At 69.7% G+C, this 19,072-nt stretch carries 17 protein-coding genes and 3 tRNA genes; 13 read left to right on the top strand and 7 right to left on the bottom strand.

Annotation, left to right across the window (positions count from 1 at the left end; all coding sequences use genetic code 11):
- Positions 1-244 precede the first annotated feature (244 nt).
- The 3 genes from ACYVGD_RS14705 to ilvC all read left to right on the top strand — a co-directional run bounded on the left by ACYVGD_RS14705 (position 245) and on the right by ilvC (position 3,661).
- Positions 245-2,044: an acetolactate synthase large subunit gene (locus ACYVGD_RS14705; RefSeq protein WP_460744530.1), complete on the top strand. Its 1,800-nt coding sequence runs from the start codon at positions 245-247 to the stop codon at positions 2,042-2,044.
- A complete protein-coding gene (gene ilvN, locus ACYVGD_RS14710; protein ID WP_460744531.1) occupies positions 2,041-2,580 on the top strand; it encodes an acetolactate synthase small subunit in 540 nt (179 codons plus the stop codon). The genes ACYVGD_RS14705 and ilvN overlap by 4 nt, the downstream gene beginning before the upstream one ends.
- A gap of 61 nt (positions 2,581-2,641) precedes the next feature.
- Complete coding sequence (gene ilvC, locus ACYVGD_RS14715; RefSeq protein WP_460744606.1) at positions 2,642-3,661, top strand: ketol-acid reductoisomerase; 1,020 nt, start codon at positions 2,642-2,644, stop codon at positions 3,659-3,661.
- Positions 3,662-3,906: 245 nt separating this feature from the next.
- Here ilvC and ACYVGD_RS14720 read toward each other — a convergent pair whose 3' ends face one another.
- The 3 genes from ACYVGD_RS14720 to ACYVGD_RS14730 all read right to left on the bottom strand — a co-directional run bounded on the left by ACYVGD_RS14720 (position 3,907) and on the right by ACYVGD_RS14730 (position 6,403).
- Positions 3,907-4,479 (bottom strand): hypothetical protein, encoded by a 573-nt coding sequence (locus ACYVGD_RS14720; RefSeq protein ID WP_460744532.1) that lies wholly within the window; start codon positions 4,477-4,479, stop codon positions 3,907-3,909.
- A gap of 68 nt (positions 4,480-4,547) precedes the next feature.
- Positions 4,548-5,117: an O-methyltransferase gene (locus ACYVGD_RS14725; RefSeq protein ID WP_460744533.1), complete on the bottom strand. Its 570-nt coding sequence runs from the start codon at positions 5,115-5,117 to the stop codon at positions 4,548-4,550.
- Between the two features lie 203 nt (positions 5,118-5,320).
- On the bottom strand, positions 5,321-6,403 hold the full coding sequence (locus ACYVGD_RS14730) for a 3-isopropylmalate dehydrogenase (protein WP_460744534.1): 1,083 nt from the start codon (positions 6,401-6,403) through the stop codon (positions 5,321-5,323).
- 75 nt (positions 6,404-6,478) lie between these two features.
- Between ACYVGD_RS14730 and ACYVGD_RS14735 the strand changes: the two genes are divergently transcribed.
- The 7 genes from ACYVGD_RS14735 to ACYVGD_RS14765 all read left to right on the top strand — a co-directional run bounded on the left by ACYVGD_RS14735 (position 6,479) and on the right by ACYVGD_RS14765 (position 11,308).
- Complete coding sequence (locus ACYVGD_RS14735; RefSeq protein WP_460744535.1) at positions 6,479-7,573, top strand: branched-chain amino acid aminotransferase; 1,095 nt, start codon at positions 6,479-6,481, stop codon at positions 7,571-7,573.
- Between the two features lie 90 nt (positions 7,574-7,663).
- Positions 7,664-8,500 (top strand): fumarylacetoacetate hydrolase family protein, encoded by an 837-nt coding sequence (locus tag ACYVGD_RS14740; protein WP_460744536.1) that lies wholly within the window; start codon positions 7,664-7,666, stop codon positions 8,498-8,500.
- Positions 8,497-10,002 carry a glutamate--tRNA ligase gene (gene gltX, locus ACYVGD_RS14745; protein ID WP_460744537.1) on the top strand — a complete coding sequence of 502 codons (1,506 nt, stop codon included), beginning with the start codon at positions 8,497-8,499 and terminating at the stop codon, positions 10,000-10,002. Before ACYVGD_RS14740 ends, gltX begins: the two co-directional genes overlap by 4 nt.
- 4 nt (positions 10,003-10,006) lie before the next feature.
- On the top strand, positions 10,007-10,978 hold the full coding sequence (locus ACYVGD_RS14750; RefSeq protein WP_460744538.1) for a lysostaphin resistance A-like protein: 972 nt from the start codon (positions 10,007-10,009) through the stop codon (positions 10,976-10,978).
- Between the two features lie 52 nt (positions 10,979-11,030).
- Positions 11,031-11,102 (top strand) — tRNA-Gln (locus ACYVGD_RS14755).
- Between the two features lie 24 nt (positions 11,103-11,126).
- Positions 11,127-11,199, top strand: a tRNA-Glu gene (locus ACYVGD_RS14760).
- A 36-nt stretch (positions 11,200-11,235) separates the two neighbouring features.
- Positions 11,236-11,308, top strand: a tRNA-Glu gene (locus tag ACYVGD_RS14765).
- 59 nt (positions 11,309-11,367) lie between these two features.
- Here ACYVGD_RS14765 and ACYVGD_RS14770 read toward each other — a convergent pair.
- Entirely contained in the window at positions 11,368-11,964 is a 597-nt protein-coding gene (locus ACYVGD_RS14770; RefSeq protein WP_460744539.1) for a CueP family metal-binding protein, read from the bottom strand.
- Positions 11,965-12,077: 113 nt separating this feature from the next.
- Here ACYVGD_RS14770 and ACYVGD_RS14775 point away from each other — a divergent pair, with 113 nt between their 5' ends.
- Complete coding sequence (locus ACYVGD_RS14775) at positions 12,078-12,653, top strand: DUF1707 SHOCT-like domain-containing protein (RefSeq protein WP_460744540.1); 576 nt, start codon at positions 12,078-12,080, stop codon at positions 12,651-12,653.
- A gap of 211 nt (positions 12,654-12,864) precedes the next feature.
- Here ACYVGD_RS14775 and ACYVGD_RS14780 read toward each other — a convergent pair whose 3' ends face one another.
- The 3 genes from ACYVGD_RS14780 to ACYVGD_RS14790 form a co-directional block, all read right to left on the bottom strand.
- Positions 12,865-14,562, bottom strand: a complete 1,698-nt coding sequence (locus ACYVGD_RS14780; RefSeq protein ID WP_460744541.1) for a glutamine--tRNA ligase/YqeY domain fusion protein — start codon at positions 14,560-14,562, stop codon at positions 12,865-12,867.
- Between the two features lie 13 nt (positions 14,563-14,575).
- On the bottom strand, positions 14,576-16,006 hold the full coding sequence (mptB, locus tag ACYVGD_RS14785; protein ID WP_460744542.1) for a polyprenol phosphomannose-dependent alpha 1,6 mannosyltransferase MptB: 1,431 nt from the start codon (positions 16,004-16,006) through the stop codon (positions 14,576-14,578).
- Between the two features lie 97 nt (positions 16,007-16,103).
- On the bottom strand, positions 16,104-16,829 hold the full coding sequence (locus ACYVGD_RS14790; RefSeq protein ID WP_460744543.1) for an IclR family transcriptional regulator: 726 nt from the start codon (positions 16,827-16,829) through the stop codon (positions 16,104-16,106).
- A gap of 87 nt (positions 16,830-16,916) precedes the next feature.
- Here ACYVGD_RS14790 and leuC point away from each other — a divergent pair, with 87 nt between their 5' ends.
- Both leuC and leuD read left to right on the top strand, forming a co-directional pair.
- Positions 16,917-18,374, top strand: a complete 1,458-nt coding sequence (leuC, locus tag ACYVGD_RS14795; protein ID WP_460744544.1) for a 3-isopropylmalate dehydratase large subunit — start codon at positions 16,917-16,919, stop codon at positions 18,372-18,374.
- Position 18,375: 1 nt separating this feature from the next.
- Complete coding sequence (leuD, locus tag ACYVGD_RS14800) at positions 18,376-18,978, top strand: 3-isopropylmalate dehydratase small subunit (RefSeq protein WP_460744545.1); 603 nt, start codon at positions 18,376-18,378, stop codon at positions 18,976-18,978.
- Positions 18,979-19,072: the final 94 nt, after the last annotated feature.

Here is a 19,072-nt window from a genome sequence, read left to right on the forward strand (position 1 = left end):
CGGTTTGACACAGATGGAAGAGTCCGACAGGGTGAACTTGTGCAGCAGTACCAGATTCTCGTAATCATCTAGCGAGTCGTCCGGGGAGGATCCCCCGACCACGACTCGCTCCCTCGTATGCCACCAGGCAGCGGGGGTTTTTTCGTCTCGGGCGATCCCCGGGCGAGGAAGCAGACGGGATGAACGTGCTGATGACCCGGTGCGCAGGGCGCGTCACCGGCCGTCACAGACGTAAAGGATGGACATGAAGGTCAAGCAGGAGAAGGCCGCAAGGGTCGAGGCGCTGCTCACCGACGACGACCAGCAGGCCCCGGCTGGCAAGGTCACCGGCTCGCAGTCGCTCGTCCGCTCGCTCGAAGAGGTCGGGGCGGAGGTCGTGTTCGGGATTCCCGGCGGTGCGATCCTGCCGGCGTACGACCCTCTGTTCGACTCCAAGAAGGTCCGCCACATCCTCGTTCGCCACGAACAGGGTGCGGGCCACGCCGCCGAAGGGTACGCGGTGGCCACCGGGAAGGTCGGCGTGTGCATGGCCACGTCGGGCCCCGGCGCGACGAACCTCGTGACGCCGCTCGCAGACGCTTACATGGACTCCGTCCCGATCGTTGCCATCACCGGCCAGGTCGGCAGTGGATCCATCGGCACCGACGCCTTCCAGGAGGCCGACATCCGCGGCATCACGATGCCGATCACCAAGCACAACTTCCTCGTCACCGATCCCGACGACATCCCCGAGGCCATCGCCAAGGCCTTCCACCTCGCCAGCACCGGCCGCCCCGGCCCCGTGCTCGTCGACATCACCAAAGATGCGCTGCAGGGCGAGACGACCTTCACCTGGCCGCCGAGCCTCGAGATGCCCGGCTACCGGCCCACCACCAAGCCCCACGGCAAGCAGCTGCGCGAGGCCATCCGCCTCCTCGGCGAGTCCCGCCGGCCCGTCCTGTACGTCGGCGGCGGCATCATCCGCGCCGAGGCCTGGACCGAGCTGAAGGAGTTCGCCGAGGCCACCGGCGTGCCGGTCGTGACAACGCTCATGGCGCGCGGCGCGTTCCCCGACTCTCACGAGCTCCACATGGGCATGCCGGGCATGCACGGCTCCGTGTCCGCGGTGGGCGCACTCCAGCGCGCCGACCTGCTCCTTGCGATCGGTACGCGGTTCGACGACCGCGTCACCGGCCACCTCGACAGCTTCGCGCCCGGGGCCAAGGTCGTCCACGCCGACATCGACCCCGCCGAGATCTCGAAGAACCGCGTCGCCGACGTCCCCATCGTGGGCGACTGCTTGGAGGTCCTCACCGGCCTCAACAGCCTCGTCGAACATTCCGACCTGCCCGACTTCGCCCCTTGGCGCGCCCAGCTCGACGACATCAAGTCCCGCTATCCGATCGGGTGGGAGGACGCCGAGGACGGCTCGCTGTCGCCCCAGCACGTCATCAAGCGGATCGGCGAGATCACGGGCCCCGACGCCTACTACGCCTCCGGCGTCGGACAGCACCAGATGTGGTGCGCCCACTTCCTCCCGTTCGAGGAGCCCACCCACTGGCTCAACTCCGGCGGCCTCGGCACGATGGGCTACTGCGTGCCCGCCGCCATGGGCGCCAAGGTCGGCCAGCCGGACGCCGTGGTGTGGGGCATCGACGGCGACGGCTGCTTCCAGATGACCAACCAGGAGCTCGTCACGTGCGCCCTCGAGGGCATCCCCGTCAAGATCGCCGTCATCAACAACGAGTCCTTGGGCATGGTCCGCCAGTGGCAGACGCTGTTCTACGACGGCCGCTACTCCAACACCGACCTCAAGTCGTGGCGCATCCCCGACTTCCAGAAGCTCGCCGAGGCCATGGGCTGCGTCGGCCTGCGCTGTGAGAAGGCGGAGGACGTCGACGCCACCATCCAGCAGGCGCTGGAGATCAACGACCGTCCGGTCGTCGTCGAGTTCGTCGTCCACAAGGACGCCATGGTCTGGCCCATGGTGGCCGCCGGCACCAGCAACGACGACATCAAGATCGCTCGGGACATGGCACCCGACTGGGACGAGGAGCAGCTGTGAACGACCCCATCCACACCCTGTCGGTCCTCGTGATGGACCGCCCCGGCGTGCTCACCCGCATCGCCGGCCTGTTCTCGCGCCGCGGCTTCAACATCATGTCGCTCGCCGTGGGTCCCACCGAGCAGGAAGACCTCTCCCGCATCACGATCGTCGCCCAGGTCGACGAGCTCGCCCTCGAACAGCTCACCAAACAGCTCAACAAGCTCGTCGAGGTCCTCAAGATCGTCGAGCTCGACCCCAAGTCGGTCCAGCGCGAGCTCGTCCTCGTCAAGGTGGCCTGCACCGCCGAGACCCGCAACCAGATCCTCGAGATCGTCAACATGTTCCGCTGCAAGACCGTCGACGTCGCCACCGACTCGCTGACCATCGAGGCCACCGGGAGCCACGACAAGATCGAGGCCATGCTCCAGCTGTTGGAGCCCTATGGCATCAAGGAGCTCGCCCAGTCCGGCATGGTCGCCCTCGCCCGCGGCAGCCGCTCGCTGTCCGAGCGCGCAGGCAGGGCCGACCGCGCCCGCCCCATCCGTATCGTCTGACCCGACCCAACGCTTCCGACACAAGAAACCAACCAAGGAGAGACCCACCGTGGCCACCGAAATGTTCTACGACTCCGACGCCGACCTCAGCGTGATCCAGGGCCGCAACGTCGCCATCCTCGGCTTCGGCAGCCAGGGCCACGCCCACGCGCTGTCGCTGCGCGACTCCGGCGTCGACGTCCGCGTCGGCCTGCCCGAGGGCTCCAAGAGCCGCGCCAAGGCCGAGGCCCAGGGCCTCCGCGTCGTCACGCCGTACGAGGCCTGCGAGGAGGCGGACCTCGTCATGATGCTGGTTCCCGACCAGCACGCCGCCAAGCTCTACAAGGAGGCCGTCGAGCCCAACCTCGTCGACGGTGACGCCCTGTTCTTCGCCCACGGATTCAACATCCGCTTCGGCTTCATCGAGCCCCCGGCCGGTGTCGATGTCGGCATGGTCGCCCCCAAGGGCCCCGGCCACCTCGTTCGCCGCGAATACTCCGAGGGACGCGGCGTACCCGTCCTCGTCGCCGTCGAACAGGACGCCACCGGCAAGGCCTGGGACCTGACGCTCTCGTACGCCAAAGCCATCGGCGGCCTGCGCGCCGGCGGCATCAAGACCACCTTCACCGAGGAGACCGAGACCGACCTCTTCGGCGAGCAGGCCGTCCTCTGCGGCGGTGCCTCCGCCCTCATCCAGGCCGGCTTCGAGACCCTCGTCGAGGCGGGCTACCAGCCCGAGATCGCCTACTTCGAGTGTCTGCACGAGATGAAGCTCATCGTCGACCTCATGTACGAGGGCGGCATCGCCAAGCAGCGCTGGTCAGTCTCCGACACCGCCGAATTCGGCGACTACGTCTCCGGCCCGCGCGTCATCGACGAGCGCGTCAAGGAGAACATGAAGGCCGTCCTCGCCGACGTCCAGAACGGCTCGTTCGCCCAGCGCTTCATGGACGACCAGAACAACGGTGGCAAGGAGTTCGCCGACTTCCGAGCCAAGGCCGAGCAGCACCCGATCGAGAAGACCGGTGCCGAGCTCCGCGGCCTCATGGCCTGGGTCAAGTCCCACGACGACGACTACGTCGAGGGCACGGCGGCGCGCTGATAGTCCGGCTCGCGCCCGTGCGCCGGTGACCGGCGTCTTCATCGCAGTCGTGATCGCCCCCGAGGCGGCTTCGCTCTCACCAGCGAAAAGCCGTCGCGGGGGCGATTCCTTTGTGCTCTTCCAGACGCCGGGGCGTGCTGACCGACGCTCGCCGGGGAGCCCGCTCCCTGCGGGGTCGGGTCCGCCTCGATGCGCTGCGGTGCGCGAGCCGGACCCACCCGATGCGCGCGGGGCGCGAGCCGGGACTAGCGGGATCGGATGTGCAGGTCGGCGACGGACGAGCCGTCGGCCTGGAAGCCCATGGAGACCTGCCAGATGCGGGGGTCGGGGGCCTTGCCGTCGGTCGAGATGCGGCCCACGTTGGTCATGGTGCAGATGTCCTTGACGCCCTCGACCTGAGTGAGCGGGTTGGGGGTATTCGGCTTGCACTCGCCGAACTCCTTCGACAGCGCGTCGCGGCCGACCTGCGCAGACGCCTGCGGGAAGCGTACGCGGGCCGACATCTCGTAGTCGTGGGTCTTGTTCCACCGACCGATGAGGACCTGGGTGTCGTCGGGCATGTCGACCCCGGAGCGGGCCTCGATGTCGGCGAGCGTCATCGGGTCACACGTGTGACCGAGGAAGCCGTTCTTGCACTTCGTGCCGTACTCGTTCGTGAACGAGAACATCGGGACGCCCCAGCGTCCGGCGTTCAGCAGGACGTACGCGAGGGCGACGACGAACACGAGGGCGAGGACGCCGGTCAGTCCGAGGTTACGGATGGACCTCTGGCGCTTCATGCGCTTCTGCGCCTCGAGGTGCGGTGTGGCGGTCGACATGGGCCCATCCTGCCGCACGTCCGGGGCGCGCGCAGGACGAAGGAGACAACCGTTTGGTGACGGTTCGCTCAGGCGACGCGGCGTACGGCCACGAGCACCGCGGTGTCCTCCGCGACGAGGGTCTCCATGCTGGCCACGCGCGCATCGGACAGCCACTCCAGCCGCATGACGTCGATGCCGTTGTGGTGGGCCGGCGGCCAGGTGGCGCACGGGGTGAGGTCGTCGATGATCACGATGCCGCCCGGTTCGACGAGGTCGAGGACGTCGTCGACCTGAGTGGTGCGGGCGATGTCGGCGTCGAGGAACAGCAACGAGAACGGGCCTTCATCGGCGAGCTCGGTCCAGTCGGCGGCGAGGACCTCCACGTCGCTGCTGGCGAACGTGTCGCGGGCGCCGGCGGCGAGGGTGGGATCAAGCTCGGCGGTCACGACCCGCGTCGTGGCGGGCGCGCCGCTGCGCAGCCAGGCGGCACCCACCCCGCAGCCCGTGCCGCACTCGGCGATGGTCCCGGTACGCGTCGCCGCCAGCGTCGCCAGCAGCCGACCGGTCTCGCTGCGCGTGGCCTCGATGAAACCCTGATCGAGGGAGGCGCGCAGGGCCTTGGTGACCAGTGCCGGCACTTCGGGATGGGAGCTCACACCCCGAAGTGTGGTGTCCGGGCGCGGCGGGGGAGGGCCGGTCCGCCATCCGGGACGCGCGGCCGCCGTGAGCGGTGCGTACGCCTGTCACCGCCGGCGCGATCACGCCGGAGATGCGGCAGCGCCTCGAGCGCTGAGGGTCGGACCGAGCAGGACGACAGGACCCCGCCGGGGACGGCGGGTCCTGCCGTGTGGTGGTGGTCTCAGAGGCGTGCGGCGATCGCGTCGCCCACCTCGCTGGTGGCACGCGGGCCCGTGCGCTCGGCGATGTCGGCGGTCACGGCCGCGCGGATGCGGTCGCCCGCGGAGCGGCGGCCCAGGTGGTCGAGCATCAGTGCGGCGGACAGGATGGCCGCGGTCGGGTCGGCCTTCTGCTGGCCGGCGATGTCGGGCGCCGAGCCGTGTACGGGCTCGAACATCGACGGGAATTCACCGCTGGGGTTGATGTTGCCCGAGGCCGCCAGACCGATGCCGCCGGTCACCGCCGCCGCCAGGTCGGTGATGATGTCGCCGAACAGGTTGTCGGTGACGATCACGTCGAAGCGCGCGGGGTCGGTCGTCATGAAGATCGTGGCGGCGTCGATGTGGAGGTAGTCGGTCTCGACCTGCGGGTATTCCTTGGCCACGTCCTCGAACACGCGGCGCCACAGGCCGCCCGCGTTGACCAGCACGTTGTGCTTGTGGACCAGCGTCAGCCGGTTGCGGCGCTGGGTGGCGCGGACGAACGCGTCACGCACGACGCGCTCCACGCCGTACGCGGTGTTGACGCTGACCTCGGTCGCGATCTCGTGCGGCGTGCCGGTGCGTACGCTGCCGCCGTTGCCGCAGTACAGGCCTTCCGTGCCCTCGCGGACCACGACGAAGTCCACCCGCTTGTCGCCGACGACCGCGTCGGACAGGGGAGTGGGCACGCCGGGGTAGAGCGTGGCCGGTCGCAGGTTGACGTGGTGGTCGTACGCGAAGCGGAGCTTGAGGATCAGGCCGCGCTCGAGAAGGCCCGACGGGACCTCGGTGTCTCCGGGCGCGGCGCCGGCCGCGCCGAACAAGATGGCGTCGGCCTTGGCGATCTCGGTGAGGTCGTCGTCGGTGAGGACCTCGCCGGTGGCCTTCCACCGCTCGGCGCCGAGGCGGTGCTCGACGAAGTTGAAGGCGTCGTCACCGCATGCGGCGCGCACGACCTTCAGGCCCTCTGCGACGACCTCGGGGCCGATGCCGTCGCCGCCGATGACGGCGATCAGCGGGCGCTCGGGGGTCGGGTTGGCTGCTGGGTTGTGGGAGTTCGACACGGGGGTTACCGTAACCAGCCCCGGGCCCGGCGAGACCCTGTCTCAAAGGGCGTCGCGTACGTTAGTTTGCTTCCCATGACCCTCTCGTTCGACGTGCGACCCCACCCACATCCAGCGACGGAGCAGGAGCGTGCCCAGGTGCTCGCCAACCCCGGCTTCGGCTCGAAGTTCACCGACCACATGGCGGTGGCTACGTGGACCGAGGCCGACGGCTGGCACGACTCGGGCGTCGTTCCCTACGGCCCGTTCTCGCTCGATCCCGCCGCGTCGGTGTTCCACTACGGCCAGGAGATCTTCGAGGGCCTGAAGGCCTACCGCCACGCCGACGGGTCGGTGTGGACGTTTCGTCCCGAGGTGAACGCGGCCCGCTTCGTGCGCTCGGCCCACCGGCTCGGTCTGCCCGAGCTGCCGGTCGACGACTTCGTGGCCTCCGTCGACGCCCTCGTGGAGGCCGACCACGCGTGGGTGCCGTCGAGCGAATCCGGTGAGATGAGCCTCTACCTGCGTCCCTTCATGTTCGCCTCGGAGGCGTTCCTCGGCGTCCGTGCCGCCCACCGCGTCCAGTACGCGTGCATCGCGAGCCCGGCCGGGGCCTACTTCGCCTCGGGCGTCGAGCCCGTGGGTATCTGGGTCACGAGCCAGTACTCGCGCGCCGGTGCCGGTGGCACGGGTGCGGCCAAGTGTGGCGGCAACTACGCGTCGTCGCTGCTGGCCCAGCAGGAGGCCACGGCCAACGGCTGCTCGCAGGTGATGTTCGCCGACGCGGGCACCCACCGCTACGTCGAGGAGCTCGGCGGGATGAACGTGTTCTTCGTCAACACGGAGGGCGACCTGGTCACCCCCGAGCTGACCGGTTCGATCCTCGAGGGCGTCACGCGCGACTCGATCCTCGCGCTGGCGACCGAGCGCGGGCTCAGCGCGACCGAGCGTCGCGTCGAGATGACCGAGCTGTTCGAGGGCATCGCCTCTGGGGACATCAGGGAGGTGTTCGCCTGCGGCACCGCGGCGGTCATCACCCCGATCGGCTGGTTCCTCACCGAGGACGGCACCCGCCACGAGGTCAGCGGTGGCGGCGTGGGGGAGCACACCCAGGCGATCCGCGACCAGTTGCTCGACATCCAGTACGGCCGCACCGAGGATCCGCACGGCTGGATGCACCGGGTCTGCTGACGGACGACCACGGACGACCAATGCCCGACCGCCCCTTGCCTCGTCGGCGAGGGGAGGTTCGCGGGCGTACGACAGCGATAGGGTGGGCAAATGCGAATCGCGCGCTACTCGACCGGGGGAGACCCGAAATACGGCATCGTGGAGCTGGCTGGCGACGGGGGCAAGCACCCCGACACCATCTCGGCCCTCAGCGGTGACCCGTTGGCCATGCCCGTCCAGCTCACCGGCGAGCGTACGCCGCTCGCGGAGGTGCGTCTCCTGGCACCGGTGATCCCGCGCTCCAAGGTGGTCTGCGTCGGCAAGAACTACGCTGCGCACGCCGCCGAGATGGGCAGCGAGGTGCCTGCCGAGCCGCTGACGTTCTTCAAGCCCAACACCTCTGTCGTGGGCCCGGGTGACCCGATCATCTACCCGTCGTGGACCGAGAAGGTGTCCTACGAGGGCGAGCTGGCCGTCGTCATCGGCCGCATCTGCAAGGAGGTGCCGGTCGAGCGTGCTCAGGAGGTCGTGTTCGGCTACACGCTGGCCAACGACATGACGGCGCGCGACAAGCAGGCAACCGACGGGCAGTGGGCTCGCGCCAAGGGGTTCGACACCTCCTGCCCGCTCGGCCCGTGGATCTCCAGCCACCTCTCGATCGAGGAGGCGGGCGACCTCGAGCTCGTCACCCGCGTCAACGGCGAGGTGCGTCAGCAGGGCCGCACCAGCCAGATGGTGCGCTCCATCGCCGAGATCATCGCGTTCGTGTCGAGCTACACGACGCTGCTGCCCGGCGACGTGATCCTCACGGGCACCCCCGAGGGGGTCGGCCTCGTCCAGCCCGGCGACGAGATCGAGATCGAGATCGAGGGCATGGGCACCCTGACCAACCGCCTCGTCGGTGCAGGCGAGGCCCAGGCGTTCACCACTGCAGGAGACAACCAGTGACTTCGGATCCCCGCGCCGACGTCGATGTCCTCGGCGGCATCGATCCCCACGAGGTACGCGTCCGGTTCCCACCCTCGCCGACCGGCAACCTCCACGTCGGCAACGTGCGCAGCGCCCTGTTCAACTGGGCGTTCGCTCGCCACCACGGCGGCAAGCTGGTGCTGCGGATCGAGGACACCGACGCGGCCCGCTCCACCGAGGAGTCGATGCAGGGCGTCCTCGACTCGCTGCGGTGGCTCGGCATCACCTGGGACGAGGGTCCCGAGGTGGGCGGCCCCCACGAGCCCTACCTGCAGTCGCAGCGCCGGGACATCTACACCGACGTCGTGGCGAAGCTCCTCGAGGGCGGCTACGCCTACCGCGACGTCTACACCCGTGACGAGACCGAGGCGCTCGGTGAGGCCGCGGCCCACCGCGACCCGGAGAACCCGTGCCCGACGCTCGACCCGGCCGAGGTGCAGCGACGGCTCGACGCCGGCGAGTTCGTCGTCCGCATGCACGTGCCCGACCGTGGGATCACGTTCCACGATCTCGTCCGTGGCCCTGTGACGTTCTCCTCCGAGCACGTGCCCGACTACGTCATCGTCCGCGGCAACGGCGACCCGCTGTACACGCTGGTCAATCCCGTCGACGACGCGCTCATGGGCATCACGCACGTGCTGCGCGGCGAGGACCTGCTCTCGTCGACCCCGCGACAGATCGTGCTGTACGAGGCGCTGCGCGACCTCGGTGTCGGTCACGGGCGTACGCCGATGTTCGGCCACCTGCCCATCGTCATGGGCGAGGGCAACAAGCGCCTGTCGAAGCGCGACGCCGGTTCGGGCCTGGCCGAGTACCAGGAGCGCGGCTTCCTGCCGGAGGGCCTGCTGAACTATCTGGCGCTGCTCGGCTGGTCGATCGCCGAGGACCGCGACGTGTTCACGATGGACGAGATGGTCGAGGCGTTCGACATCCGGCGCGTGAACCCGAACGCGGCCCGGTTCGACCCGAAGAAGTGCGAGGCGATCAACGCCGCCCACATCCGCCAGACACCCGACGACGAGCTCACCGACGCCATCGTCCCGTTCGTGGTGGCCGCCGGGGTCACGACCGACCCGCCGCAGGACGACGAGATGCGCCTGCTGCGCGGTGCGACGCCGCTGATCAAGGAGCGCCTCAACACGCTGTCGGAGGCGGTCGACAAGGTGCGGTTCCTGTTCCTCGCCGACGACGCGATCGAGATCGAGGAGAAGGCCACGCTCAAGCCGGAGGAGGCAGCCGTCCTCGATGCCGCCGCCTCGGCGCTCGAGGCGTTGCCGACGTTCGACGCGGCGTCCATCGAGGCCGCGCTGCGCTCGGCGCTGGTCGAGGGCCTGGGCCTCAAGCCCAAGTTCGCGTTCGGACCGGTGCGCACCGCGATCAGCGGCAGCAAGGTCTCGCCGCCGCTGTTCGAGTCGATGGAGCTGCTCGGCCGCGATTCGTCGCTGACGCGCATCTCACGCGCCCGCGCGACGCTCGGCTGAGCCCGTGGCGTCGACCCCGGCGTCCGGCGCCGTCGTTCGCCCGTACGCGGGATCTGCCTACCCGCAGATCCTGCACGCCGGCCTGTACTCACCGCTGCTGGGTCTGCTCGGGTTCGCGTTCGGCGTCTCGGCGTGGATCTTCGGCGGCGCCCTGGTCAGCGAGCTCGTGCTGCGTGCCGCGCACGCGCTCGGCCACCGCGACGTCGCGTACGCCGACTTCGCCCGGGCGGCCCGCGGCTACGAGCACTGGGAGGGAATGCTGGCCTCCCACGCCTCGCTGGCGCTGCTGATCCCGATCTCCTGGCTGTTGCTGCGCACCCTGCACCAGATGCCGGGGCGCTGGTTGCTGTCGGTGTGGGGGAGAGTGCGGTGGCGCTACCTTGCGGTGACCTGCGCCGCATCGCTGGTGGTGTTCTCGCTGTACATCGCGTCGATGCCGCTGCGCGGCCAGCCGCTGTCGTTCCACCCCCAGCCCGGCTTCTGGTCCTTCCTGGTGATGATCCTGCTGACCTCGCCCCTCCAGGCGGTCGCGGAGGAGTTCTTCTTCCGCGGCTACCTGCTGCAGGCGTTCGGCGGGGTGTTGCGTACGCCGTGGTTCGGCATCATCACCTCCGCGCTGGTCTTTGCGCTCTTCCACGGCTCCCAGAACGCCCCGCTGTTCACCAGCCGGTTCGTGTTCGGCCTGCTCGCCGCGTGGCTCGTGGTGCGCACCGGCGGGCTGGAGGCCGGCATCGCCGCCCACGTCGTCAACAACGTCTTCGCGTTCACTCTGGCGGGCCTCACCACCACGATCGCCGCGGCCCGCCAGGCCGTCGCGGTGGGGTGGGCGCAGGCGTTCGGCGACGTCGTGCTCTTCGCGGTGTTCGCGCTGGTCGCGGCGCTGATAGCCCGCGCGATGCAGGTGCCGACGACGGTCCCCGAACGGCTCGGCGCGCCGGAGCCCGCAGATTTGCCCAACGCGGTCCGGGGGCGCTAAAGTTTCTCCTCGTGCCGAAGGGAACGGAGGCACTCAGGAGCTCCGTCTCCATAGGGGTATGGTGTAATTGGCAACACGACTGATTCTGGTTCAGTTATTTAAGGTTCGAGTCCTTATACCCCTGCGCAGCAGATCACACTGCAGCTAGGGCCCCGTTGTGTAGCGGCCTAGCACGCCGCCCTCTCAAGGCGGTAGCGCGGGTTCGAATCCCGTCGGGGCTACGAGATCGGCCATCATCAGGTGACCGGTCCTGCTGGGGCCCCGTTGTGTAGCGGCCTAGCACGCCGCCCTCTCAAGGCGGTAGCGCGGGTTCGAATCCCGTCGGGGCTACAAGTCAGAGGAGCCGGGACCATGGGTCCCGGCTCTTTCTTCGTTCTCGGCCGCTCGGCCTAGGCCTGGTCGAGCTTCAGCGTGGTGATGCAGGTGGGATCTCCCACGCGGGTGCCGAACGGCACCGAGCCGGTGCGGCCCTCGCCGCTGACCGTGAGGGTGCCCCGGAGGTCTCGCGGGAGCCACAGCCCGACGAAGCCGTTGGCGTAGGTGCGCTCCTCGCTGCGGTGGATCTCCTTGCCGCTGGGGTCGGTGATGACGACTTGGAAGGCCTTGTCGACCTGCTCGCCCTGGCAGGACTGCAGGTGGTGGTTGAAGCACTCGTGGGTCTGGCTCGCGTACGGGGCGATCGACACGTAGGTCTGGTCGGCAGGCATCGGCATCGTCTTCTTCTCCTCGCCCGAGCTGATGACCAGATGGTCGATCCGCACCGAGACCTTCAACGGGCCGCTGCGGTCGTCGTTGGTCTGGTCGAGCCTGTCGATGATCTGGCGCGCGGTGGCGCCCTGCAGGCCGTGGCGGGCCAGTGCCTGGTCGACGCCGGGCCCGGGGGCGGGCGCGCCGGCCACGGTGCCCTGCGGGGCGGGCGCCGGGCCGCCGGAGCATGCGGCGAGCGGCAGGACGAGGGCGGCGAGGAACGCGGCGGATCGCTTCATGGGGGATCTCCTGGTCGGGATGCTGACACCATAGGTTCTCACAATGTTCCCGGGCCAATGCCGCGGGGTCCGCGCCGCCCCCGGTGGCCCGCGTCGAGCCCTAGAGTGGCCCTGTGAGCGACAGCGGTTTCCAGCACATGCGCATCAGCGATGCCGAGCGCACCCAGGCCCTCGACGCCCTCAGCGGCCACTACGTCGAGGGGCGTATCGACCTCTCCGAGCTCGACGAGCGCAGCGGGGCCATCACCTCGGCGAGGACGCTCGGCGAGATCGCACCGCTGTTCGGCGACCTGCCGGGAGGACTGCCTTTCGTCGCCGGCCCCGACGGCCAGCCCCAGCCGCGCGAGTGGCCCGTCGTGGACACCACCCGTGACGAGGCCGAGCGGGACCTGGCGAGGGTCGCCCGCAAGGGGAAGCTCGTCGAGAAGTTCGACACCGTCGGGGGAGGAGTGGCCCTCGTCCTGTTCTTCGCGCTGATGTTCCTGTTCAAAGTCGGCAACGCCTGGCTGGTGTGGCCGGTCTTCGGCGTGCTCGCGGTCGTCACCCGCTTCGCCGTGGGCTTCACCCAGAGCGAGGAGGACGCGTACGGCGAGCTGAAGAAGGCAGAGGCGGACGAGCGGGCCGAGCGCGTACGCATCGCCCTGGAGCGTCGCCGCGAGATCGAGCCGCCGCGCGACGACCCGCGCTGACCGGTCTCAGCCCAACGACGGGTCCGCGAGCTCCCAGCCGCGCGCCAAGAGGGCGTCGATTGCGAAGACGACCCGGGCGAGTCTTCGTCGTGGGAGCCGCGTACCTCCAGCCACGGCACGCCGTGGTCGCCCAGCATGTCGCGGAACCGTTCCTGCATCCCGGCGCGGACGTGCTCGCCCTCGCGCATGCCTCCTCGGCGTGGGGGATGGCTCAGGCCTTGTTCTGACGCTTCTGGATGTTGGCCCACTCGTCGCGCAGGCCGACGGTGCGGTGGAACAGCATCGGCGTACGCGGGTCGTGGGCGAAGTAGCCCAGACGCTCGAACTGCACGACCTCGCCCGGGGCGGCGTCGCCGATGGCCTGCTCGGCCCAACCGGTGCGCACCTTGCGCGAGTCGGGGTTCAGGTCGTCGAGCGGCTCACCCGTGGCCTGTCCAGGGGCCTCGGTGGTGAACAGGCGCTCGTACAGGGCGACCTCGACCTGGACCGCGTGGGGTGCCGACACCCAGTGCATCGTCGACTTCACCTTGCGTCCGTCGGGAGCCGTGCCGCCGCGAGACTCGAGGTCGGCCGTGGCGTGGACCTCGACGACGTTGCCCTCGTCGTCCTTGAGGACATCGGTGCACGTGACGAGGTAGGCCCCGCGCAGGCGTACCTCGCGGCCGGGGGAGAGGCGGAAGAACTTCGGCGGCGGCAACTCGGCGAAGTCGTCCGACTCGATCCACAGCTCGCCGGTGAACGGGACGCTGCGTACGCCGTCGGCCTCGTTCTCGGGGTTGTTGGTGAGCTCGAAGTGTTCGACGACGGGGTTGCCGCCGGCGTCGGTCGGCCAGTTCGTCAGCACCAGCTTCAGCGGCTTGGTGGCGACCATGCGGCGCTGGGCCGTCGCGTTGAGCTCGCGGCGTACGTGGGACTCGAGGGCCTCGATGGCATGACGCGAGTTGGTGCGCGAGGTGCCCGACTCGCGGCAGAACGCGCGGATCGCGGCGGCGGGGTAGCCGCGGCGGCGCAGACCGGACAGCGTCGGCATGCGCGGGTCGTCCCAGCCGTCGACGGTGCCGTCGTCGACGAGCTTCTTCAGCCGGCGCTTCGACGTGACTGTGTGGGTGAGCTCTAGGCGTGCGAACTCGCGCTGGCGCGGCTGGTCACCCGGGAGCGGGAGCTGGTCGAGGTACCAGTCGTACAGCGGACGGTTCGACATGAACTCCAGCGTGCACAGCGAGTGGGTGACGCCCTCGATCGCATCCGACTGGCCGTGGGCCCAGTCGTAGGTCGGGTAGATGCACCACTTGTCGCCGGTGCGGTGGTGGGCGACGTGACGGATGCGGTACATGATCGGGTCGCGCAGCTGCATGTTCTCGTGGGCCATGTCGATCTTCGCGCGTAGCACCATCGAGCCGTCGGGGAACTCGCCGTCCTTCATACGCCGCAGCCGGTCCAGGCTCTCGGCCGCGGGCCGGTCGCGGAACGGCGACTCGACGCCGGGCCTGCCGTAGCCGCCCTTCTGCTCCGAGATCGTCTCGGGCGATTGCTCGTCGACGTACGCCTTCCCCTGCTCGACCATCAGCTCGGCCCAGGCGTACAGCTGGTCGAAGTAGTCCGACGCGTGCAGGACGGCGGCCGGCTCGTAGCCCAGCCAGGCGATGTCGGCGAGGATCGAGTCGACATACTCGCTCTCCTCGGTGTCGGGGTTGGTGTCGTCGAGGCGCAGGTTGCACGTCCCGCCGAAGTCCTCCGCGATGCCGAAGTCGACCGTGATCGCCTTCGCGTGACCGATGTGGAGATAGCCGTTCGGCTCGGGTGGGAAGCGGGTCTGGACCCGGCCGCCGTAGGTTCCCTGCTCGTTGTCCTCGCGGATCGCGGAGCGGATGAAGTCCTCGGCTGGCGCGTGCGGCGCGGGTTCAGTCATGCGCCGCAAGATATCAGCCCGCAGCGACCGCTTCGGCCTCGTTCTCCTCGTCGTGCTGGCGGGCCCGACGCTCCGCCCAGACGAACCACGCGACGGAGACCACCGCGGCGATCGGGACGTGGATCGCGGGGCTCATGAGCCAGCCCAGGGGCGCGGAGAACAACAGCAGCAGGACGACCGCGCAGGCAAGCCGACCGGTGCGGCGGGTCACTCCGGCCAGGGCCAGCAGCGGCCCGCCCCAGAGCACGTACCAGGGCTGAATGGCCGAGCCGAACACGCCGAAGACCAGCAGCAGTCCAGCGGTCATCATGATGGGACGCCTCAGCGCGAAGCGCCAGATGACGACCGCGAATCCGACTGCCATGAAGGCGGCGCTGACCAGCGACAACGCGGTGTCGACCATGGCCTGCGGGACGTGGGCCAGGTGGAGGGCCCACTGGGCCGCCCAGCTGAACGGCGAGTGGTTGATGACCAGGCTGGGGGAGCCGGCGCCGTCGTTCATCCAGCCGAACCCGAGCCCGCTGAGGAGGCTGAGCACGACGAACACGCCACCGCCGATCGCCCCGCCGACGACGAGTCGGCCGAGAATCGGCAGCCACTTCACCGGCCGCGTGCGCAGGTGGTCCGGCAGCGAAGCCATGACCACGCCGACACCCGCGATCACCGCGGGCTGCTTGAACATCGCCGCCACACCGATGAGGGCGGCCCCAGTGAGCAGCCCGTGTTTCCGGCCGGCGAGCCACAGCGCCATCATGACCAGCCCGATCATGATGGTGTCGTTGTGGGCGCCGCCGATGAGCTGGACGACGACCAGCGGGTTGGCCACGACCCCCCACAGGGCGAGGTCGCGGGACAGCCTGTGCTGGCGGGCGAGCAGGATGGTGGCGGCGGCCATGAGGGCCACGCCCGCGAGCGCGATGGCGCGCATCCCGACGACTCCCCACCACGGGTGGAAGCCGGTCGCCTGCACGACGGCCTGCTGCAGGAACAGGGCGTACGGCGGGTAGACGGCGGTGGTGGGGCGCCACGCGACGTACACCCCGGCCGAGTAGGGACCCTTGGTGCCCATCGGCACCGAGTAGGGGTCCTGGCCCGTGGCCAGCAGCCAGCCCTGGGCGGCGTACGCGTAGGGGTCGGCGGTCATGACCGGCGGGGACAGCAGCAGCGGCAGGCACCACAGCGCCGTGATCGCGAGGATCGGGAGTCGCGAGCCGCGGGTGGGGCGCAGTTTGATCCAGACGGCGAACATCAGCACCGAGCCGAAGCAGCCGAGCAGGTGGAAGATCTTGCGTCGCTGGCGCAGGATCGGGGCGTACTCCTTCACCAGGGCCAAAGGGCCCTTGGGCAGGTAGCTGCTCGCCAGCGCGTCGAGCAGCACCAGGAAGCTGCCGAGGAACCCGACCAGTGCGAGCACAAGGGTCCGGCGGGTCCAGGCTGAGCGCATGGCCGTCATCCTAGGACAACTGGAGGGTGCGCCGACCATCCACAACGGTGTCCGGGCGAAAATCCGGTGGACGGCCCGCTGGGCTACCGTCCTCGGCTCAGCCCTCCGCGCCGCTGTGGCGCAGCACCTCGGAGAGCCGGTCGGCGGCGGCCATCACGGCGCGGGCGTGCAAGCGACCCGGCTGGCGCGACAACCGTTCGATCGGGCCAGACACCGATAGCGCCGCGATGACCTTGCCGGAGGGGGAGTGGACGGGGGCGGAGACGGAGGCGACACCCGCCTCGCGCTCGCCGACGGACTGCGCCCATCCGCGGCGGCGCACCGATGCGAGGGCGACGGCCGAGTAGCGCGAGCCCCTCAGGCCGCGCTGCATCCGGTCGGGCTCCTCCCAGGCGAGCAGGACCTGGGCTGCCGAGCCGGCCGACATGGTCAGCTGGCTGCCGACGGGGACCGTGTCACGTAGACCCGACATGCGCTCGGCCGCGGCCACGCAGATGCGCAGGTCTCCCTGGCGGCGGAACAGTTGGGCCGACTCGCCGGTGATGTCGCGCAGGCGGGCGAGCACCGGCCCAGCGGTGGCCAGGAGGCGGTCCTCGCCGGCTGCGGAGGCGAGCTCGGCCAGGCGTGGGCCGAGCACGAAGCGGCCCTGCAGGTCGCGGCCGACCAGCCGGTGGTGCTCGAGGGCCACGGCGAGGCGATGGGCGGTCGGGCGGGCCAAGCCCGTCGCGGTCACGAGACCGGCCAGCGTCGTGGGCCCGGACTCCAATGCGCTGAGTACGAGGGCGGCCTTGTCGAGGACGCCCACACCACTAGAGTTGTCCATGTACTGATACTGCTATCTCGGATAGTGGAATTACAAGTACTTTTCAGATCGAATGTGGACGAGTTCATTCACGTGATGGAGGTAACGATGACCCACGGTCATGTCGAGGGCGGGCCGACCACGCTCGCCGAGAAGCTGTGGCGCGAGCACGTCGTCCGCGCCGGCGAGGACGGTGCGCCTGACCTGCTCTACATCGATCTCCATCTCGTCCACGAGGTGACCAGCCCCCAGGCCTTCGACGGCCTGCGTCAGGCCGGGCGACAGGTGCGTCGTCCCGACCTCACCATCGCGACTGAGGACCACAACACCCCGACCGTCGACATCGACCAGCCGATCGCCGACCCCGTGTCGCGCACCCAGGTCGAGACCCTGCGCCGGAACGCGGCCGAGTTCGGCATACGCCTGCACAGCCTCGGCGACGCCGACCAGGGCATTGTGCACATCATCGGCCCCCAGCTGGGCCTGACCCAGCCCGGCGCGACCGTGGTATGCGGCGACTCCCACACCGCCACCCACGGCGCCTTCGGCGCGCTCGCGTTCGGCATCGGCACGTCGGAGGTCGAGCATGTGCTCGCCACCCAGACCCTGCCGCAGTCGCGGCTGAAGACCATGGCGGTCAACGTGCGCGGCGACCTGCCCGAGGGAGTCACCGCCAAGGACTTGATTCTCGCGTTGATCGCCCAGGTCGGCACGGGCGGCGGCCAGGGTCACGTCGTCGAGTACCGGGGCCCGGCCATCGAGCAGATGTCGATGGAGGGCCGCATGACCCTGTGCAACATGTCCATCGAGTGGGGCGCCAAGGCTGGCATGGTCGCGCCCGACGAGACCACGTTCGCCTACCTGAAGGGCCGGCCGCACGCCCCCCGCGGCGAGGACTGGGACGCCGCCGTGGCCCACTGGCGCACGCTGCGCACCGACGAGGGGGCCACGTTCGACACCGAGGTGGAGATCGACGCCGCCGCACTCTCGCCATTCGTCACTTGGGGCACCAATCCCGGGCAGGGGATCGCGCTCGACGCCGAGATCCCGGCACCGGAGTCGTTCGCCGACGCCGACGAGCGCAGCGCCGCGGCGCGGGCACTCGAATACATGGGTCTGAGCGCCGGGCAGCGCATGCGCGACGTCCCCGTGGACGCCGTGTTCCTCGGGTCGTGCACCAACGGCCGGATCGAGGACCTCCGCCTGGCCGCGGCCGTCATGCGCGGGCGCCGCATCGCCGACGGCGTACGCATGCTCGTCGTCCCCGGCTCGGCCCGCGTACGCCTCCAGGCCGAGGCCGAGGGCCTCGACCGGGTGTTCCTCGACGCCGGTGCCGAGTGGCGTGCCGCCGGTTGCTCCATGTGTCTGGGCATGAACCCCGACCAGCTCGCCCCGGGCGAGCGCTGCGCCGCCACCTCCAACCGCAATTTCGAGGGGCGCCAGGGCAAGGGCGGGCGTACGCACCTCGTCTCGCCGGCCGTCGCCGCAGCCACGGCCGTGACCGGAACGTTCGCGGCGCCGGCCGATCTGGCCGCCGCATCCGATCTCGTCACCGAGGAGGCCTGACATGGAAAAGTTCACCACCCACACCGGCACGGCCATCCCGATGCGCCGCAGCAACGTCGACACAGACCAGATCATCCCGGCCGTCTACCTCAAGCGCGTGACCCGCAACGGGTTCGAGGACGGGCTGTTCGCCGCGTGGCGGGGCGATCCCGACTTCGAGCTGAACCGTCCCGAGCACCAGGGGGCCACGATCCTCGTGCCGGGCCCCGACTTCGGCACCGGCTCCTCGCGCGAGCACGCGGTCTGGGCGCTGCAGAACTACGGCTTCAAGGCCGTCATCGGGTCACGCTTCGGCGACATCTTCCGTGGCAACGCCGGCAAGTCCGGCCTGCTCGTGGCCACGCTGGGGCAAGACGACGTCGAGCGACTCTGGGGCGTGCTCGAGGCCGACCCCGCAACGCGCGTGGAGGTCGACCTGGAGAACCGCACCATCTCGGCCGGTGGGCTCCGTCTGGGGTTCGCGATCGACGACCACACCCGCTGGCGCCTCATGGAGGGGCTCGACGACATCGGCCTCACGCTGCGGCACGCCGACGACATCGAACGGTTCGAGGTGACCCGTTCGGCACACAAGCCGAAGACCATTCCCGCGCGAACGGCCTGAGGAGAACTGACCGGGGTCCGGACGGGTCGAAGTTATTCCGGCCCGGACCCCGGAACTCTGAGAACTCCACGGCAATTCTGAAGAATTCACCGAA

Source organism: Mariniluteicoccus endophyticus (assembly GCF_054780035.1).

What these genes read in the sequence shown, in the direction of transcription:
- ACYVGD_RS14780 (WP_460744541.1), bottom strand. Translation starts at nt 14,562, where the DNA reads ATGACTGAACCCGCGCCGCACGCGCCAGCCGAGGACTTCATCCGCTCC.
- ACYVGD_RS14770 (WP_460744539.1), bottom strand. Translation starts at nt 11,964, where the DNA reads ATGAAGCGATCCGCCGCGTTCCTCGCCGCCCTCGTCCTGCCGCTCGCC.
- ACYVGD_RS14740 (WP_460744536.1), top strand. Translation starts at nt 7,664, where the DNA reads ATGCGAATCGCGCGCTACTCGACCGGGGGAGACCCGAAATACGGCATC.
- leuD (WP_460744545.1), top strand. Translation starts at nt 18,376, where the DNA reads ATGGAAAAGTTCACCACCCACACCGGCACGGCCATCCCGATGCGCCGC.
- mptB (WP_460744542.1), bottom strand. Translation starts at nt 16,006, where the DNA reads ATGCGCTCAGCCTGGACCCGCCGGACCCTTGTGCTCGCACTGGTCGGG.
- ACYVGD_RS14735 (WP_460744535.1), top strand. Translation starts at nt 6,479, where the DNA reads ATGACCCTCTCGTTCGACGTGCGACCCCACCCACATCCAGCGACGGAG.
- ACYVGD_RS14720 (WP_460744532.1), bottom strand. Translation starts at nt 4,479, where the DNA reads ATGTCGACCGCCACACCGCACCTCGAGGCGCAGAAGCGCATGAAGCGC.
- ACYVGD_RS14705 (WP_460744530.1), top strand. Translation starts at nt 245, where the DNA reads ATGAAGGTCAAGCAGGAGAAGGCCGCAAGGGTCGAGGCGCTGCTCACC.
- ACYVGD_RS14790 (WP_460744543.1), bottom strand. Translation starts at nt 16,829, where the DNA reads ATGGACAACTCTAGTGGTGTGGGCGTCCTCGACAAGGCCGCCCTCGTA.
- ilvC (WP_460744606.1), top strand. Translation starts at nt 2,642, where the DNA reads ATGTTCTACGACTCCGACGCCGACCTCAGCGTGATCCAGGGCCGCAAC.
- leuC (WP_460744544.1), top strand. Translation starts at nt 16,917, where the DNA reads ATGACCCACGGTCATGTCGAGGGCGGGCCGACCACGCTCGCCGAGAAG.